9 protein-coding genes are annotated in these 17,916 nt (G+C 70.1%); 2 read left to right on the forward strand and 7 right to left on the reverse strand.

Annotated elements, in window-relative coordinates:
* Positions 1 to 54: 54 nt before the first annotated feature.
* From ACR4XJ_RS02600 to ACR4XJ_RS02620, 5 genes are all read right to left on the reverse strand, one after another.
* Positions 55 to 1,836 carry a methyl-accepting chemotaxis protein gene (locus ACR4XJ_RS02600; protein WP_434753735.1) on the reverse strand — a complete coding sequence of 594 codons (1,782 nt, stop codon included), beginning with the start codon at positions 1,834 to 1,836 and terminating at the stop codon, positions 55 to 57.
* A gap of 106 nt (positions 1,837 to 1,942) precedes the next feature.
* A complete protein-coding gene (locus tag ACR4XJ_RS02605) occupies positions 1,943 to 4,627 on the reverse strand; it encodes a PAS domain S-box protein (RefSeq protein WP_434753736.1) in 2,685 nt (894 codons plus the stop codon).
* 112 nt (positions 4,628 to 4,739) lie between these two features.
* Entirely contained in the window at positions 4,740 to 5,192 is a 453-nt protein-coding gene (locus ACR4XJ_RS02610; protein ID WP_434753737.1) for a response regulator, read from the reverse strand.
* Positions 5,189 to 7,426 carry an ATP-binding protein gene (locus tag ACR4XJ_RS02615; protein ID WP_434753738.1) on the reverse strand — a complete coding sequence of 746 codons (2,238 nt, stop codon included), beginning with the start codon at positions 7,424 to 7,426 and terminating at the stop codon, positions 5,189 to 5,191. Before ACR4XJ_RS02615 ends, ACR4XJ_RS02610 begins: the two co-directional genes overlap by 4 nt.
* A 2-nt stretch (positions 7,427 to 7,428) precedes the next feature.
* Complete coding sequence (locus ACR4XJ_RS02620) at positions 7,429 to 7,716, reverse strand: phage regulatory CII family protein (protein WP_333507549.1); 288 nt, start codon at positions 7,714 to 7,716, stop codon at positions 7,429 to 7,431.
* A gap of 340 nt (positions 7,717 to 8,056) precedes the next feature.
* On the opposite strand from ACR4XJ_RS02620, the gene ACR4XJ_RS02625 reads away from it, so the two are divergent.
* Together ACR4XJ_RS02625 and ACR4XJ_RS02630 are read left to right on the forward strand one after the other, a co-directional pair.
* The gene (locus tag ACR4XJ_RS02625; protein ID WP_434753739.1) at positions 8,057 to 11,623 is read left to right on the forward strand and encodes an ATP-binding protein; all 3,567 of its coding nucleotides are present in this window, start codon (positions 8,057 to 8,059) and stop codon (positions 11,621 to 11,623) included.
* 10 nt (positions 11,624 to 11,633) lie between these two features.
* Positions 11,634 to 13,040 carry a sigma-54-dependent transcriptional regulator gene (locus ACR4XJ_RS02630; RefSeq protein ID WP_434753740.1) on the forward strand — a complete coding sequence of 469 codons (1,407 nt, stop codon included), beginning with the start codon at positions 11,634 to 11,636 and terminating at the stop codon, positions 13,038 to 13,040.
* Between the two features lie 154 nt (positions 13,041 to 13,194).
* Here the strand turns inward: ACR4XJ_RS02630 and ACR4XJ_RS02635 are convergent, their stop codons facing one another.
* Both ACR4XJ_RS02635 and ACR4XJ_RS02640 read right to left on the reverse strand, forming a co-directional pair.
* A complete protein-coding gene (locus ACR4XJ_RS02635; RefSeq protein ID WP_434753741.1) occupies positions 13,195 to 14,709 on the reverse strand; it encodes an efflux transporter outer membrane subunit in 1,515 nt (504 codons plus the stop codon).
* Complete coding sequence (locus tag ACR4XJ_RS02640) at positions 14,709 to 17,909, reverse strand: efflux RND transporter permease subunit (RefSeq protein WP_434753742.1); 3,201 nt, start codon at positions 17,907 to 17,909, stop codon at positions 14,709 to 14,711. Before ACR4XJ_RS02640 ends, ACR4XJ_RS02635 begins: the two co-directional genes overlap by 1 nt.
* Between the last annotated feature and the right edge of the window lie 7 nt (positions 17,910 to 17,916).

Here is a 17,916-nt window from a genome sequence, read left to right on the forward strand (position 1 = left end):
CGGCGGAATCGGGACCCGTCCGGCGGGGCGCGTCCGGTTCCGGTCCGGCGTGCGTCAGTATCGTTCGAAGTCGGCGTCGGACGGGGCCGCGTCGTCCAGGTCAAGGGTCACGCCGGGCTTTCCGGCCCCGGCGGCCCGGCCGCCATGGAGCGCGCCGTCGGAAACGGCGGCGGACGGACGCCCGCGCGGCTGGCGGCGTGTTTCCGGCCCGTCCGGACCGCCCAGCGGGGCCGCCGGGGTCACCGACCCGGGCGGCAGGCCGCCGCCCGGGGACAGCCGGAAGAACGCCACGGTCCGGGCCAGTTGCATGGCCTGCCCGGCCAGTTGTTCCGACGTGGCGGCCATCATTTCCGAGGCCGAGGCGTTCTGCTGGATCACCGAATCAAGCTGCTGCACGGCCTTGTTGATCTGCTCCGCGCCCACGCTCTGCTCCTTGCTGCCCGCCGCGATTTCCTGCACCAGTTCCGCCGTCTTCTGGATGCTGGGCACCAGCGTGCCCAGCATGTTGCCCGCGCGCTCGGCCAGGGCCACGCTGGACGAAGACAGCTCGCCGATTTCGGCGGCCGCCGTGCCGCTGCGCTCGGCCAGCTTGCGCACCTCGGACGCCACCACCGCGAAGCCCTTGCCGTGCTCGCCCGCGCGGGCCGCCTCGATGGCGGCGTTCAGCGCCAGCAGGTTGGTCTGCCGCGCGATTTCCTGCACGATGGATATCTTTTCCGCGATGGTCTTCATGGCCCGCACGGTCTGGGCCACGGCCGTTCCGCCCTCGCGGGCGTCCTCTGCCGAGCGCAGGGCGATGCGGTCGGTCTCGGCCGCGTTCTCGGCGTTCTGCTGGATGTTCGAGGTCATCTGCTCCACCGAGGCGGACACCTCTTCCACCGCGCTGGCCTGCTCCGTGGCGCCCTGGGCCATGCTCACCGCCGTCTCCGACAGTTCGCGGCTGCCGGAGGTGACGCCATGGGTGGTTTCCATCACCTCGCCGATGACCCGGCGCAGGTTGACGGTCATGACGCGGATGGCCTCGGCCACGCTGCCCACCTCGTCCCGGCCGGTGACCTCGACGTCGGCCGTCAGGTCGCCCGAGGCCACCTGCCCGGCCACGTCGCGGATGCGCTGGAGCGGCCGGGCGATGGACCGGCTGGCCAGCAGCCACGCGCAGGCCACCACGACGGCCACGATGCCCAGCGCCCAGCCGGTCACCGTCAGGGCGGCCAGGCGCACCTGCGCGTTCACCGCGTCCAGCGAAGAGATGATTTCGAACGCGCCGTGCACCTCGCCCTCGCGCCAGCCTTCCTTGATGCCGCCGACCACATCATGCTCGCCCTTGGGGTCGCCGTGGCAGAACAGGCATTCGCGGGTCAGCCGGATGGCCCGGAAGTAACGGATGCGGTCCGCCTCGCGCAGGATCAGTTCCTGCTGGCCCGAGGACGAAAGCTGGTCCAGCACCCCGCGTTCCAGGTCCGTGGGCTCGTTGACCGGGTTGCGCGGCTGCCGCTTGGGCACGCGGAACTCGTAGCCCAGCTTTTCCGCGTTGACCCTGGCCATCTTGATGGCGGTGATCACCGGCACCGCGTCCACCACCTTGTCGGGCGGCAGTTCCGCGAAGGGGCGGATCAGCCCCGCTTCGAGCTTGCGCGACATCTCGTCGCGCGCGGCCTCGGCCATGAGCACCACGGCGCGGCTCTGTTGCAGGATGGCCTCGTGCGCGCCCTCGCGGATGTCGCCGATGCGCTGCGCGGCCATGACGCCCGCGATGCACACCGGCCCCAGGACGGCGATGGCCATGATCTTGGCCTTGATCCCGAATGTTCCACGTTTTCCACGCTCGCCGGTCATGGCGTCTCCTTCGGGCCGCGCGGCCCGGCTCACCAACTCGTCAACCCATCCACTCATCAGGGCATCAAGGCATCAGGGCATCGGGTCACCGGTTCCCATGCCGGGGTCATGCCCCGGCGGGCAGGGTGAAGCGCACCGTGGTGCCCACGTCCTTGGCGCTTTCCACCGCCACCTCGCCGCCGTGGGCCTCGATGAGGTACTTCACGATGCTCATGCCAAGGCCCGTGCCGGGTATGCCGGTATTCGAGGCGTCGCCCCGATAGAATTTCTCGAACACCCGCGAAAGCTGTTCCGGGCTCATGCCCATGCCGTTGTCGCGCACGCTGACCTCGTGCGCGCCCTGGCCGGGCCGCAGGCGGACCTCGACCACGCCGCCGCCGGGGGAATACTTGACGGCGTTGCTGAGCACGTTGTCGAGCACCTGGGCCACCTTGTCCGCGTCCACCACGGCGGTCACCGGCGTTTCCGGCAGCAGCAGCCGGAACGAATGCCGGCGCGTGCCCACGATGTGCGCGGCGACCTTGCGGCGGATCAGCGCCACCAGGTCGCACGGCCTGCGCTTGAGGCTGAAGCCCTGGCCCATCTCGATGCGGGAAATGTCCAGCAGGTCCGCCACGATGCCGGTGACCAGCGCGGCCTGCTCGTTGATGTAGCCGAGGTATTGGCGCTGCTCGGCCGGGGCAATGTCGTTTCCCATGACCAGCAGTTCCGAGAACCCCAGGATGGTGGTGAGCGGGGTGCGCAGCTCGTGCGCGGCGGTGGTCAGGAATTCGTTCTTCATGCGGTCCAGTTCGCGTTCGTTGGTCACGTCGTGCAGCACGGTGACCACGCCGGCGCGTTCGGTCCGTTCGGTGCGCCCGCCGCGCGCGTCGCGCACCTCCGAAGTGCTGGCCGTGTAGTGGTGCACGCCGCCCGCCTCCGTGGGGCGCGAAAAGCCGAACTGGCAGGGGGCCCCGCCCATGGTGTCGTCCAGGCAGTGCGCCAGCCGTCTGCGCAAGGGCTCGTCCTCGATGAGGTCGGCCACCGCCTCGCCCTCCAGGTCTCCGGGGGCGGCAAGGCCCAGGATGTCCTCGGCCGCCGGGTTGGTCAGCACCACCCGGTGGCCGGGGTCGGTGACCAGCAGCCCTTCGGACACGGAGCGCAGGATGAGGTCGATTTTCTCGCGGTGCGATTCCGCCGTGCGCAGGGCCTGTTCCAGGTCGCGGGTGCGCTCCAGCACCATGTTCTCCAGCCGGGCGCGGTAGCCCTGCAACTCCGCCTCGGCGGCGCGGCGCTCGCTGATGTCCTCCAGCATGCCCACGGCGTATTGCAGGTCGCCCTTGCGCCCCCGGATGGCCGCCACGGCCAGGCGCACGGGAAACACCGCGCCGTCGCGCCGCAGGTGCTGCGTTTCCAGAAAGAAGCCGTTGCGCTCTCCCCGGTGCAGTTCCGCGAACAGGGCGCGCACGTCGCCCGCCTCGTGGCCGTGCACCAGTTCCGAAAAGTGCCCCAGGGGCAGTTCCGCCGCGGCAAAGCCGTGCAGCACGTTGAACAGCCGGTTGGTCTTGACGAGGCTGCCGTCCTGATCGCTGATGAACACCCCCAGCGGGGCGTGCTCGAACACGGCGCGGAAGCGCGCCTCGCTCTGCTGCAACGCCTCTTCCTGCTTGCGGCGGCGGCTGACGTCGCGCCCGATGCCGAAGACCAGCACCTTGTCGCCATCGCGCACGGGCACGGAGACCGACTCTATCCAGTTCTCGCGCCCGTCGGGTCGCAGCCATGAATACACGGCGCTCTGCGGCCCGCGCAGGCCGCCTTCCTCGCGAAGCGGGCGGAAGGGGTCGGGAGCCCTGCGCCCGCCCAGGTATGTCTGGAGCTCGCGCACGTCGTCCACCTCGCGCAGTTCGTCGCGGGTGCGCCCGGCCATGCGCGCGTAGCCCCGGTTGCAGTCCACCAGCCGGGGCGGGCGGCCGTCCTCGTAGTGCTCGTAGACCGAAATGCCGTCCAGCGAATGCTCGAAGATGGTGCGGTAGCGCAGTTCCGCCTCGCGCAGGGCGCGTTCCGCCAGGCGCTGGGCGGTGATGTCGCGCAGGGCCACCAGAGTGGCCGGGCCGTCGTCCCAGGTCACCGGGGCGGTGCGCACCTCCACCAGGCAGGGGTCGCCGCTGCCGCCGCACAGGTCCAGTTCGTCGTCACGCACCGGCACGGGCGACGGCTGGCCCAGCATGTCAGACAGATCGGGCAGATCGGGCAGATCAGGCAGATCAGGCAGATCGGGCGAATCGGGCCGGTCGCGCCCCAGCATGGCCAGCGCCGCCGGGTTGGCGAAGCGCACCAGGGCTTCCGCGTCCACCACCAGCATGCCGTCCGGGTTGGCGCTGATGATGGTCTCCAGCCGCTGGCGGTGCTGGCGCAGCGTGGCCTCCGCGCGTTTGCGGTCGATGGCGTAGCGGATGGTGCGGCCGATGAGCCCCTCGGCCACCTCGCCCTTGCGCAGGTAGTCCTGGGCGCCGCGCGCCACGGCCTCTTCGGCGAAGGAAGGGCTGGAAAGCCCGGTCAGCACGATGACCGGCAGTTCCGGGGCGTGGGAGACCAGACTGCCGAGGGTGTCCCAGCCCTGGCTGTCGGGCAGGCTGAGGTCCAGCAGGGCCACGTCGAATTCCCCGCCATCCAGCAGGGCCAGGCCGTCGGCCAGCGTTTCCGCCCGCTCGATGGCATGGGGCAGGCCCGACCCGGCCAGCAGCAGGCTGAACAGCCTGGCGTCGCCGGAGTCGTCCTCGAACAGCAGAATGCGCACCAGCCCCTGGTTCATGCGTGCTCCGGGGTTGTTCCGGACTTCATGCGGCGCGCGGCGGGCGCGCCGCGTCCCGTTCCGTCATGCCGCGCCCCGGCGGGCGTGGCGGCCGATCCCCATCAATCTCCCCTCAATCTCCCTTATGGGGCAGGGTCACGATGCCCATCCAGAAGTGCTCGATCTGCCCCACCACCTCCAGAAACTGTTCCCAGCCCACGGGCTTGGTGATGTAGCAGTTGGCGTTGAGGTCGTAGGCGTTCAGGATGTCGCGCTCCTGCCGCGAGGTGGTCAGCACCACCACCGGGATGGTGCGCAACTCCGGCGTCCTCTTGATCTCCTCCAACACCTCGCGCCCGTTCTTGCGCGGCAGGTTCAGGTCCAGCAGCACGAGGTCGGGGCGGGGCGCGTCGGCGTACTGCCCCTCGCGCCGCAGGAAGGACATGGCCTCCTCGCCGTCCTCCACCACGAACAGCCGGTTGGACACGCGGTTGCCCTTCAGCGCTTCGCGCGTCAGGCGCACGTCGCCGGGGTCGTCCTCCACCAGCAGGATGTCGATGAGTGTTGCCTGATGCATGCCGCTCATGTCCCCTCCTTCCTGTTCTTCCTCTCCGGCTTTCCGGGCCTGTCTGAAATGGCGGGCCTGTCCGGCCTGTCTGGCCTGTCGGGCCTGTCGGGCCTGTCCGGCCCATCCGGAATGACAAACCGGAACGTGCTGCCCCGGCCCGGAGCCGATTCCACGCCGATGGAGCCGCCGTGCCGCTCCACGATCTTCTTGCACACCGCAAGGCCGATGCCGGTGCCCGGATAGCGGCCGGGCCCGTGCAGCCGCTGGAACACCCGGAAGATGCGCTCGAAATACTCCGGCTTCATGCCGATGCCGTTGTCGCGCACGTAAAAGCTCCACGCCCCCCCGCCGCCTTCCGCCGCCGTGCCCCGCTCCGCCCCTATGGAGATGACCGGCGGCGCTTCCGACCGGTATTTCACGGCATTGCCCACCAGATTGCGCAGCAGTTGTTCCATCTGCACCCGGTCGGCGTGGATCATGGGCAGCGGCCCCCGCTCCACGGTGGCCCCGGTCTCCTCGAACAGCAGGCCAAGGTCCGAGAGCACGGTGTCCACCACCTTCTCCATGTCCGTGTCCTCGAACTCCCGCCCCTGCGTGCTGACCCGCGAATAGGCCAGCAGGTCCTCGATCATGTCCTTCATGCGGCGGGCGGCATCCACGGCAAAGCCGATGAACTCGTCGGCGTCGCTGTCCAGCCGCCCCACGTAGCGCCTGGCCAGCAGGTCCAGAAAGCTGGCGATCTTGCGCAACGGCTCCTGCAGGTCGTGCGAGGCGATGTAGGCGAACTGCTCCAGTTCCGCGTTGGAGCGGCGCAATTCCTCGGCCTGGCGCTCCAGGTGCAGATCCGCCTCCTTACGCTGGGTCACGTCGCGCCCGGACACGTAGACCAGCCCTTCCTCGGGCAGGGCCACCGAGGTCCAGGCCAGCCAGCGGTACGCCCCCTTCTTGCAGCGGAAGCGGTTTTCCACCACCGCGCCGCCCAGGCTCCCCGCCAGCACCGGACGGCTGGCCGCCGCGTCGTCCGGGTGCACGAAATCCAGGAACGGGTGGCCCGCCACCTCTTCCGCCTGGTAGCCGGACAACCGCTCCCAGGCCGGGTTCACCCTGTGCAGCGCCCCCTGCTGGGTGATGATGGCCACCGGGTCCAGCGACAGGGCGAAGAAGCGTTCCGCCTCCTGCTCGGCCCGCTGCCTGCTGATGGCCTCGCGCAGCATGGATGCCCGCGCCTCGCGCGTGGCCACCGTGCCCGCCTCCACGTCGCGGCGCAGGCGCGTGGTGCGCCCCAGCAGCACCACCGACGCCCCCAGGAACACCATCAGCAGCATGACGGCGGCCCCGGCCAGCAGCAGTTCGCGGTCGGTGTAGCGCGACAGCACGTTGCCGCCGAACCAGCGGCGGTACAGCACGTCGTACTCGCCCGAGGCGCGCACCCGGTTCATGGCCTCGTTGATGTCCGCGACGCGGTGTGTCTCACCCTTGGGCACCCCGAACGAATACCGCAGCATACGCAGCTGCGTGCCCGACACTTCCAGCGGAGCCTCGGTGGGCAGGCGGCGGATGATGTGCTCCAGCACGGGTTCCGGCCCCACCAGGGCGTCGGCCCGGCCCCAGGCCACGGCCATCACGCCGTCCAGCGGGGTGGGCACCGCCAGCAGGCGCTGCCCCGGCATGCCCCGCAGGAACTGGTGGCTGGCATGGCCTTCCACCACGGCCACCAGCATGCCTGAAAGGTCGGCCACGCCACGCGGATGCGCGGCGCTGTCGCGCCGCACGTAGATGCGTTCGGACATTTCCAGGGCCGGTTCGCTGAATTCCATCCGCAGCAGGCGGTCCGGCGTTTCCGCCACCAGCGACAGCATGTCCAGCCCGCCGTCGCGCAGGTCGTCAAGCAGGGCCGCCCCGCTGTCGTAGTCGTGGAATACCGCGTGCCGTCCCGCCGCACGGGCCACGGCCTCGGCCAGGTCGCGCGCGAAGCCCGCGGGCACGCCCTCGACCATGTAGCTGAGCGGCGGATAGGTGGTCAGCAGGCCGATGCGCAGTTCCGGCGCGCCGGGGGGCAGCCCGTCGCGGGGCTGCGGCGGTTCCGGGCCGGTGCGCAGCCAGCCGTCCTGCATGGCCCAGGCTTCCGCCGGAACCATCAGGGCGGGGCCGCCCGGCCCATGCGGCAGCAGCAGAAGCAGCAGCGCCGCCACGGCTGCCGGCACGCACCGCGCCAGCAGCCCCGCCGCCGTGTTGTTCCCCAGGGACGGCATGCCTACCGTCCGGGGTGCGCGCCGTGGCCGTGGTCCTCCTCGCCGCCATCCACCGGGGCCAGCCGATAGCCCAGTTCCTGCGCGATCTGCTCCAGCGGCGTCACGTCGCGGGTGGTGCGCAGTATCTGGAAAAACGTCTCCACGCCCAGCTTGGCCCCGAGGTCGAACGGATTCAGTTCGCGCATCAGGGTGGGATAGGGCTTGCCGATGCTGCGCGCCACCTCGCGCGCCTGGCTTCTGCTGCTGAGCACCGCCCCCTGCACCATCCGGGTGATCCACTTCTCCGACATGTTCCCTCCTGCGGCCGCCGTCGGCCGGCCTGCCGGGGGGAATATCAAGAAGCATGCCGCGCCGTGGGCCGGGGCAAGCGGGCACGCCGCCTCACCCTGCGCCTGCAACACCTTGTATCTGCTGGGGTTGCTCTTTTCAGCGGGGAGCGCTATCTCTCATGCTGTATCCGAAGGTGAGAATCCCGTCTCATGAAATGAGACCGCGTCTCGCCAAACGAGACATGCCCTATTCCCCGCCGCGTCACCGGATGCGCCGGGCCGCGCCCGATCACGGCAGGTCACGGCAGATTCCTGTCGTAAGGACGCCCGACGGACACCCCCGCCACCCGCGAGGTTTCCCATGCCGCGCCAGCAGCCTCCGCCCGGACACGCTCCCGGCCCCACGGACCGCGCGCCGTCCGGTCAGCAGTCCGGGCAGCCGTCCGGGCCATTGGCCGGGCCCATCCCGCTGTTCGAGCACAGCGTGGCCCCCATGCTGCTGGTGGACCCGGCCAGCGGCGCCATAGTGGACGCTAACCCCGCCGCCTGCCGCTTCTACGGGCACCCCCGTGAACGCATGGCGGGCATGCCCATCTCCGCCATCAACACCCTGGACGAGCACGAACTGGCCGAGCGCATGGACGAGGCCTTCCGCTGCGACCGTTCGGCCTTCCGGTTCCGCCATCGCGCCGCGTCGGGGCTGGAACGCGAGGTGGAGGTGCACAGCGGCCCGGTGTGGCTGAACGGCCGGGCCCTGCTGCATTCGGTGGTGCACGACGTGTCGACCCTGCACGACTCCATGCGGCGCGTGGACCGGGTGCAGCGGCTCAACGACCTGCGGGCCGCCCTGATCCATGGCGGCCCGCCCGAGGAAAAGCTGCGCCTGATGGCGCGGGACATCCTGTCCATCTTCGACGCCGGGGCCTGCCGCATCTGGCTGGCGCGTCCGGGCGACCGCTGCGGCCAGTGCCCCCATGCGGGGGCGCGGTGCGCCGTGACCGCCCGCAGCGCGCCGGTCTGCCTGCACCTGGCTGTGGAGGAAGCGGCCCTGCCGGGCCATCTCCGGCCCGACCCGCGCATCGCGCGCATTCCCTTCCGGCACGGCCCGGTGGGGCGCGCCGCCTCGGCCAGCACCCGGCGGCCGGTGCTGCACGCAACGCCAGAGGCCGACGCCCCCCTGACCTGCGACTGCGGCGTGTTCGCCGCGTACGCCATCCGCATCGGCCAGGGCATTTCCGGCGGCGTGCTGGGGGTGACCCTGCCCACGCTGGACCCCATCACCGATATGCAGCTCGAAGGGCTGGCCCACACCGCCGCGCACCTCTTGCAGACGGCCCGCACCGCTGACGCCACGCGCCGGGCGCTGCGCGGGCTGGACAACCGCATCCGCAAGCGCACCGCCCAGTTGCGGCGCGCCAACCAGCTGCTGCGGCGCGAGGTGGCCGAGCGGCGGCGGGCGGAATCCGCCCTGCGCCGCAGCCGCGACCTGCTGGAGCACGGCGAGCGCATCGGCCACCTGGGCAGCTACTGGCGCGACGTGGACACCGGGCGCGGCCAGTGGTCGGACAACCTGTTCCGCATGTTCGGATTCCCCCTGGCGGCGGAGGCCCCCTCGTTCGCGCGGTTCTTCGAGCGCATCCACCCCGACGACCGGGTCAGGGTGGCCGGGCAGCTGTACCTTGCCATGGACCGGAAGACCGACACCCTGGTGGAATACCGCTACCGGGGGCCATCCGGCCAATACCGGCACGCCCGGCAGCAGGTGACCTTCGACACCACGGCCCGCACCGGGCACAAGGCCCCGGTGGTGATGCACGGCATGGTCCAGGACATCAACGACCAGCGCCAGCGCGACGAACTGCTGCGCCTGCAACGCGACCTGCTGCTGGCCCTCGGCATCACCACCTCGGTGGAGGACTGCCTGGGGCTGTGCCTGCGCACCGCCCTGCGCGCCGAAAGCGTGGACGCGGGCGCGGCATGGCTGCGCGTGTCCCTGCCTCGTGCGCCGGGCTCCCCCCCGCTGGCCGGGGACGCCCCGGAACCGCACGAATGGCGGCTGGTGGCGGCGCAGGGGTTCGACCCGGCGGAACTGGCCAGGGTGCGCCGCCTGCCCTCGGGCACGCCCGCCGCGCGCCTGATGGAGGCCGGACGCCCCGTGCCGGAGACGCCGCCGGAGCAGGAATCCCACTGCGTCCTTACCGGCGACGCGGAACTGGATGCGCTGGCGGCCGCCTCGTCCATCTGCTGCGCGCACCTGCTGCCCGTGGTGCACGAAGGCCGGGCCGTGGCCTGCCTGCTGGTGGGCACGCGCGGCCCCGACCCCATCCACAAGGCCGCCCGCCACCACGCGGAGGCCGTGGCCGCCCAGGGCGGCAGCGCCTTTGCCCGGATCATGCAGCAGCAGTCGCTGCGCGAAAGCGAGGCCAACCTGCGCGCCCTGCTCAACGCGCCGCGCCTCAGCGCCTTCCTGCTCGACGCCACGGGCCGCGTGCTGGCATGCAACGCCACCGGGGCCGGACGCCTGGGCATGACCCCGGACCAGTTGGAAGGCCACTCCCTGCTTGAATGCAATGCGCCGGAAATCATGCAAAAGAGGTTCGCCGTCCTGGCCAGCGTGGTGGCCACGGCAACCCCGGCCGCGTTCCGGGACACGCGGGACATCTACATCTTCGACCACTCCCTGTACCCCATCGCCGACGAGTCGGGCCGGGTGCACCGGGTGGCCTGGCTGGCCGAGGACGTGGCCCACGAGGTGGCCCTGGAGCGGCAACTGCGCCAGGCCCAGAAGATGGAGGCCGTGGGCACCCTGGCCGGCGGCATCGCGCACGACTTCAACAACATCCTCGGCGTGGTCATGAGCAACATCGAGATGTTGCGCGACACGGGCCTGACCGGCAGGGCCGCCGCCCGCGCCGACCGCATCCTGCGCGCCGCGCTGCGGGCGCGCGAGGTGGTGCGCCAGTTGCTGGCCTTCGGCCGCCCGGCCGACGAACCCTACGTGCCCCTTGACCTGTGCCGCACCGTGGACGACGCCCTGCAACTGGTCAAACCGTCCATCCCGCCCAACGTCACCCTGCGCACCCTGCTGCCCCCGGACGCCCTGCCCGTATACGGCGACGCCACCCAGATCCATCAGGTGCTGCTGAACCTGAGCACCAACGCCGTGCACGCCATGCCCGAGGGCGGACTGCTGGACGTGACCCTGGAAACGCTGGTCCTCGGCGGCGACGAAGTGCTGCGCAGCTACCCGGAACTGTCGCCGGGCCGGTACGTGCGTCTTTCGGTGGCCGATTCCGGCCTGGGCATGACCGCCGCCCAGTTGGAACGGGTGTTCGAGCCGTTCTTCACCACCAAGCCGCAGGGCACCGGGTCGGGCCTGGGGCTCAGCATGGTGCACGGCATCGTCCGCAAGCACGGCGGCACGGTGCGCGCCCATTCGCAGTCCGGCCAGGGGGCGCGCTTCGACGTGCTGCTGCCCCTGCTGGACCCGGCGGGCGGCGCTCCGCCCGGCCCCGGCTGCGCCCATGGCCCGGATTTCGCCGACGTGCCGGGCACGCCCGGCCGACAGCCGCTGCACGTGCTGGTGGTGGACGACGAGCACGACTTCCGCCAGTCCGTGGCGGAAATGCTGCACGCCCACGGGCACCGCTCCACCGGCACCGGCGATGCGGAGGACGCCCTGCGCCTGCTGGCGGCGGGGCGCTACGACGTGGCCCTGCTGGACCTGCGCATGCCCGGCCGGTCCGGCCCGGAACTGGCGCGGGCCATCCGCGCGCGGGGGTTCACCCTGCCGCTGGTGCTGTGCACCGGCAACCAGTGCGACATCACCCCGGAAGAACTGGAGCAGGCCGGCCTGACCCTGATCGGCAAACCGTTCACGGGCGAAGAATTATCGAAACACTTGCATGTATCGTTGAAAAAGGCGTAAAGGCTAGAGGATGCCTGAAATCCTCATCATTGACGACGATCCGCTGGTGGCGGAAACCCTGGCCGACCTTGCCGAGGACATGGGCCACGTCCCGTTGCGCGCGGCATCGCTGGCCGACGGGCTGGCCCATGCGGACGCGGGCTTCGGCGACGTGGTGCTGCTGGACGTGATGATGCCCGACGGCAACGGGCTGGAAGCGCTGCCGCGCTTCGTGGCGTCCCCCGCGCGGCCCGAGGTGGTCATCATCACCGGCACCGACGCCGGGCAGTCGGCCGAGATGGCCGTGCGCAACGGCGCCTGGGACTACATCACCAAAGGCGCGCCGGTCAGCGCCGTCCGCCTTGCCATCCTGCGGGCACTGGAATTCCGGGGCGAAAAGCTGGCCCGCACGGCCCAGCAGGGGCGGCAGTTCAACCCCACCGGCCTCGTGGGCACCAGCCCGGCCTTCACGGAATGTCTGGACCTGGTGGCCAAGGCGGCGCAGAGCGACGTGCCGGTGCTGATCACCGGAGAAACGGGCACCGGCAAGGAACTGGCCGCGCGGGCCATCCACGAGAACAGCGACCGGGCGGGGCACCCCTTCGTGGTGGTGGACTGTGCCGCCATGCCCGAAAACCTGGCCGAAAGCGTGCTCTTCGGCCACGTGCGCGGGGCCTTCACCGGGGCCGACCGCGACGCCGAAGGGCTGGTCCGCCAGGCGTCGGGCGGCACCCTGTTCCTGGACGAAATCGGCGAACTGCCCCCCGTCCTGCAGAAGACCTTCCTGCGGGTATTGCAGGAGCGGCGCTTCCGCCCCGTGGGCGGGCGGCAGGAGGTGGAGTGCGACTTCCGGCTGCTGGCCGCCACCAACCGCGATCTTTCGGTGATGGCCAAGCGGGGTGAATTTCGCGAAGACCTGCTGTACCGGGTGCGGGCCATGCACATCCCCCTGCCCCCGCTGCGCCAGCGAGAGGACGACCTGCGCCCGCTGGCCGAGCATTTCGTGCACCAGTACTGCGAGCGCAACAACCTGCCCTCGCGCATCCTGACGCCCGAACTGCTGCGGGCCCTTGGCGCGCACCACTGGCCGGGCAACGTGCGCGAGTTGCGCAACACCCTGGAAACCATGATCGCCTTCGCGGGCGACGTGCGCACCCTGTACCCGGTGCACCTGCCGGAGCATATCCGGGTGCGCCACATGCGCGCCACGGCCGGGAACATCCGGGCGGAGCAGGCCGAGGCCGATTCACCGGGCCTGCCCCTGGCCGGGCTGTCCATTCCCACCTGGATGACCTACCGCGACGTGGCGCTGGAACGCGCCGCCGTGGACTATTTCCAGAACCTGCTGGCTTACGCGGGCGGCGACATGGGCAAGGCCCAGCAGCTTTCCGGCCTTTCGCGCGCGCAGTTCTACCGGTTGTTGCGCAAGCTGCGCTAGGGGCTGTTTCTCCAGATTATCCACACGAAATTCCTGCGCAAACGTGAAAGCCCCCGCGAATACGCGGGGGCTTTCGTGTGACGCACCGCCGGGCACCATCCGGAGGAGGAGACGGAAGGGGGGTGACCAGGCTGGGGGCTGCCGGACACCTCCCTCAGTTGGCCGCGGCGGGTGCGGGGGAGCCGATTTCGTTAGCCTGCGCATGCCCCGTGCCGGGCATGGGTTCGCCGTTCCAGCCGCCGCCCAGCGCCTTGAACAGGGTCAGGCGGTTGCTCTGGCGCGAAAGCAGGACGGATACCAGATCCTGCCGGGCGGCCGCGTGGGACCGCTGCGCGTCGAGCTTTGACAGATAGCCGTCCACGCCGCGCTCGTAGCGCCGGGTGGACAGGTCGTAGGCCGTGCCCGTGGCCTGCACCAGCGAGGTCTGGGCCTCGGCCTGGGTGGCCAGCGACGTGCCCCGCGCCAGCGCGTCGGACACCTCCTTGAACGCCGTCTGCACGGTCTTCTCGTACTGGGCCACCTGAATGTCCCGCTCCGCCTCGGCCGATTCCACACCGGCGCGGATGGCCCCGGCATGGAAGATGGGCAGGGTGGCCTGCGGCACGAAGCTCCAGGTGCGCGAGCCCGCGCGGAACAGGTCGTTCATTTCCGTGCTGGCGTTGCCGTAGCTGGCGGTAAGCCCGATGCGCGGGAAGTACGCGGCCCGCGCCGCGCCGATGTTGGCGTTGGCCGCCTTCAGGGTATGTTCCGCCGCCGCCACGTCGGGCCTGCGGGCCAGCACTTCCGAAGGCAACCCGGCGGGCGGGTCGGCCAGCGGGGCCACGTCGGCCAGCCTGCGGGCCGGGGCCAGGTCCGGCGAAAGGGGCATGCCCAGCAACAGGGCCAAGGTGTTCTCGTCCGCCGTCACCCGAGCCTCGGCGGCCGCCACGTTCACGCGGGCGGTGTCCACCGTGGTCCGGGCCCGGACCACGTCCAGTTCCCCGGCGATGCCGTTGTCGTACCGGCTTTGCACCACCGCGAACGAGGCCCGTTCCGTCTCCAGTATCTCCCGCGCCAGGTCCAGCTGTTCGCGATCGGCGGCCAGGGTCAGGTAGGCCTGCCCCACCTCGGCCACCAGGGTCAGTTGCACGCTGCGCGCGGCGGCGTCGGTGGACAGGAACTGCTCCAGGGCCTGCTCCTTCAGGCTGCGGATGCGCCCGAACAGGTCCAGTTCGAACGAACTGAAGCCCACGCCCACCGAATAGGCGTGCGAGGTGTACGCATCGCCCGTGGTGGACAGCGGCGCCGAGGTGCGGCCCATGTCCGCCCCGCCGCTGGCGTCGATGTGCGGAAACAGGTCGGCACGGGCGATGGCGTGTTGGGCGCGGGCCTTCTCGATCTGCAACACGGCCACGCGCAGGTCGCGGTTGTTGGAAAGCGCCAGGTCGATCAGCCGGGCCATGGGCGCGTCGGCCACCACCTGCCGCCAGTCCTGGGGCACGGCTGGGGCCTGTCCGGCGGGCTGGGCGGCGTGCCCCGCCGCGCCCGCATTCCAGGCGGCGGGCAGGTCCGGCGCGGGCCTGTGGTATTCGGGTATCAGCGAGCAGCCGGTCAATGGTACAAGGGTCAGGGCGGCCAGCGCCACCGCTGCCACCAGCCGGGCGGCCCCGCGTATGAGTGTGGTGGACATCATCGCGTCACCTCGCCGGGGGTTCCGGCTGGGTTGTCGTTGGAAGGCAGGGCGGCGACGGGCGTTCCGGAATCCGGCTTCTCCGGCTTCGCCGCCTTTCGCCCGCGCGTGGCGAACCGGTACACCAACACGAAGAACACCGGCACGAAGTACACCGCCAGCACCGTGCCCGAGAGCATGCCGCCGATGACCCCGGTGCCGATGGCCCGCTGGCTGCCGGACCCGGCCCCGGTGCTGATGGCCATGGGCAGCACCCCCAGCACGAAGGCCAGCGAGGTCATCAGGATGGGCCGCAGCCGCAGCCGCGACGCCTCCACCGTGGCCTCCAGCAGCGGCTTGCCCGCCTTCACCAGATGCATGGCGAACTCCACGATGAGGATGGCGTTCTTGGCCGCAAGGCCGATGGTGGTCAGCAGCCCCACCTGGAAGAACACGTCGTTGTTCAGCCCCCGGCCGTAGGTGGCCGCAAGCGCCCCGATGACGCCCAGCGGCACCACCAGGATGACCGCCGTGGGCACGGACCACGACTCGTACAGCGCGGCCAGGCACAGGAACACCACCAGAATGGAGATGGCGTACAGCGCCGGGGCCTGCGAGCCGCTCATGCGTTCCTGGTACGAAAGCCCCGTCCATTCGACGCCGATGCCCGCAGGCAGCCTGGCCGCCATTTCCTCCATGGCTGCCATGGCCTCGCCGGTGCTCTTGCCGGGTGCGGCGTTGCCTATCAGTTCGACCGCGGGCATCCCGTTGTAGCGTTCCAGGCGCGGCGAACCGTAGGTCCAGCGCCCGGAGGAAAACGCGGAGAACGGCACCATGTTGCCCTGGGCGTTGCGTACGTGCCAGTCGTTGATGTCCTCGGGCATCATCCTGTAGGCCGCATCGGCCTGCACGTAGACCTTCTTCACGCGGCCCCTGTCGATGAAGTCGTTGACGTAGGCGCCGCCGAGCGCCGTGCTCAGCGTATCGTTCACGTCGGCCATGGACAGGCCGTGCGCCCCGGCCCTGGTCTTGTCGATGTCGATCTGGAACTGCGGCGTGTCCTCCATCCCGTTGGGACGCAGGCCGACGACCACGGGGCTTTGCGCGGCCATGCCCAGCAACTGGTTGCGGGCCTGCATGAGCGCCTCGTGCCCCAGGCCCGCGCGGTCCTGCAGGAACAGGTTGAAGCCCGACGCGTTGCCCAGCTCCATCACCGCCGGGGGCGTGAAGGCATACACCAGGGCGTTCCTGATTTCCGAGAACGCCCCCATGGCGCGTCCGGCTATGGCCGCGGCGGCCATGCCCTCGCCCTTGCGCTCGCCCCACGGCTTCAGCTGCACGAAGGCAAGGCCCGTATTCTGCCCGCTGCCCGCGAAGCTGAACCCCGCCACGGTGAACAGCGAACTGACCGATTCCTTCTCATTGACGAGGAAATGGTGTTCGACCTGCTCCAGCACTTCGAGGGTGCGTTCCTGGGGCGCCCCGGTGGGCAACTGGACCAGGCTGAAGATGACCCCCTGGTCTTCCTCCGGCAGGAACGAGGAAGGCAGGCGCAGGAACAGGAACCCCGTCGCCACCAGGAACAGCAGGTAGATCAGCATCATCCGGCCGATGCGGCGGGTCACCCCCGCGACATGCCCCCGGTACCCCCTGCTGGCCTTGTCGAACAGGCGGTTGAACCAGCCGAAGAACCCGTGCTGGGGCTTGTGCTCCTGCCGGTGCATGGGCTTGAGGAAGGTGGCGCACAGGGCCGGGGTGAGCACGATGGCCACGATGACCGAAAGGGTCATGGCCGAAACGATGGTCAGCGAGAACTGGCGGTAGATGACCCCCGACGATCCCTTGATGAACGCCATGGGAATGAACACCGCCGACAGCACCAGCGCGATGCCCACCAGCGCCCCGGTGATCTCGCCCATGGACTTGCGGGTGGCCTCCCGTGGGGACAGGCCCTCCTCGGCCATGATGCGTTCCACGTTCTCGACCACCACGATGGCGTCGTCCACCAGCAGGCCGATGGCCAGCACCACCCCGAACATGGTCAGCATGTTGATGGAGAAGCCGAAGGCCGCCAGCGCGCCGAAGGTGCCCAGCAGCACCACCGGCACGGCGATGGTGGGAATGATGGTGGCCCGCATGTTCTGCAGGAACAGGTACATGACCAGGAACACCAGCACGATGGCCTCGGCCAGCGTCTTGACCACCTCTTCGATGCTCACCCGCACGAAGGGCGTGGTGTCGTAGGGAAAGACGGTGTGGATGCCTTCAGGCAGGGTCTTGGACAATTCCTCCATGGTGGCGCGCACGCGCTGCACCGTGTCCAGGGCGTTGGCCCCGGTGGCCAGCTTGATGGCGATGCCGGTGGAGGGCTTGCCGTTGAAGTGGGAAACGGCGTCGTAGCTTTCGCTGCCAAGCTCCACGCGCCCCACGTCCGAGAGGCGCACCGTGGAGCCGTCCTGGTTCACCCGCAGCACGATATTCTCGAACTCCCCGGCGGTTTGCAGCAGCGACTGGGAGAGGATGGTGAAGCTCATCGCCTGCCCCGGCACGGCGGGGGTGCCGCCGATCTGCCCGGCGGATATCTGGGCGTTCTGGGCGGTGATGGCCCCGCTGACGTCCGCCGGGGTCATTTTGTAGTTCAGCAGCTTGTGCGGGTCGAGCCACACCCGCATGGCGTACTGGGCGCCGAAGAGTTCGGTTTCGCCCACGCCGTCCACGCGGCTGATGGGGTCCAGCAGGTAGGTGGCGGCATAGTCGCTGAGGTCGCGGCCGGTCATGGACGGGTCGTCCGAGGCCAGCGCGATGACCATGAGGAAGTTCGTGGAACTCTTGTTCACCGCGATGCCCTGGCGCTGCACGGCCTGCGGCAGCAGCGGCGTGGCCAGCGAGAGCTTGTTCTGCACCTGCACCTGGGCGATGTCCGGGTCGGTGTCCGCGTCGAAGGTCAGGGTGATGGAGGCCTGCCCCGTGGCGTCGCTGGTGGACGACATGTAGCGCAGGTTGTCGATGCCCTTCATCTTCTGCTCGATGACCTGGGTGACGGTGTCCTCCATGGTCTTGGCGGAAGCGCCGGGGTACGACGCGCTGATGGTGACCGCCGTGGGGGCGATCTTGGGATATTGCGAAATGGGCAGGCTCAGGATCGACAGGGCCCCCGCCAGCATGATGATGATGGCGATGACCCAGGCGAAGACCGGGCGGTCGATGAAGAATCTTGCCATGATGCGT

Origin of the sequence: Nitratidesulfovibrio sp. D1, assembly GCF_051133415.1 — a bacterium.
Taxonomy (GTDB): domain Bacteria; phylum Desulfobacterota; class Desulfovibrionia; order Desulfovibrionales; family Desulfovibrionaceae; genus Cupidesulfovibrio.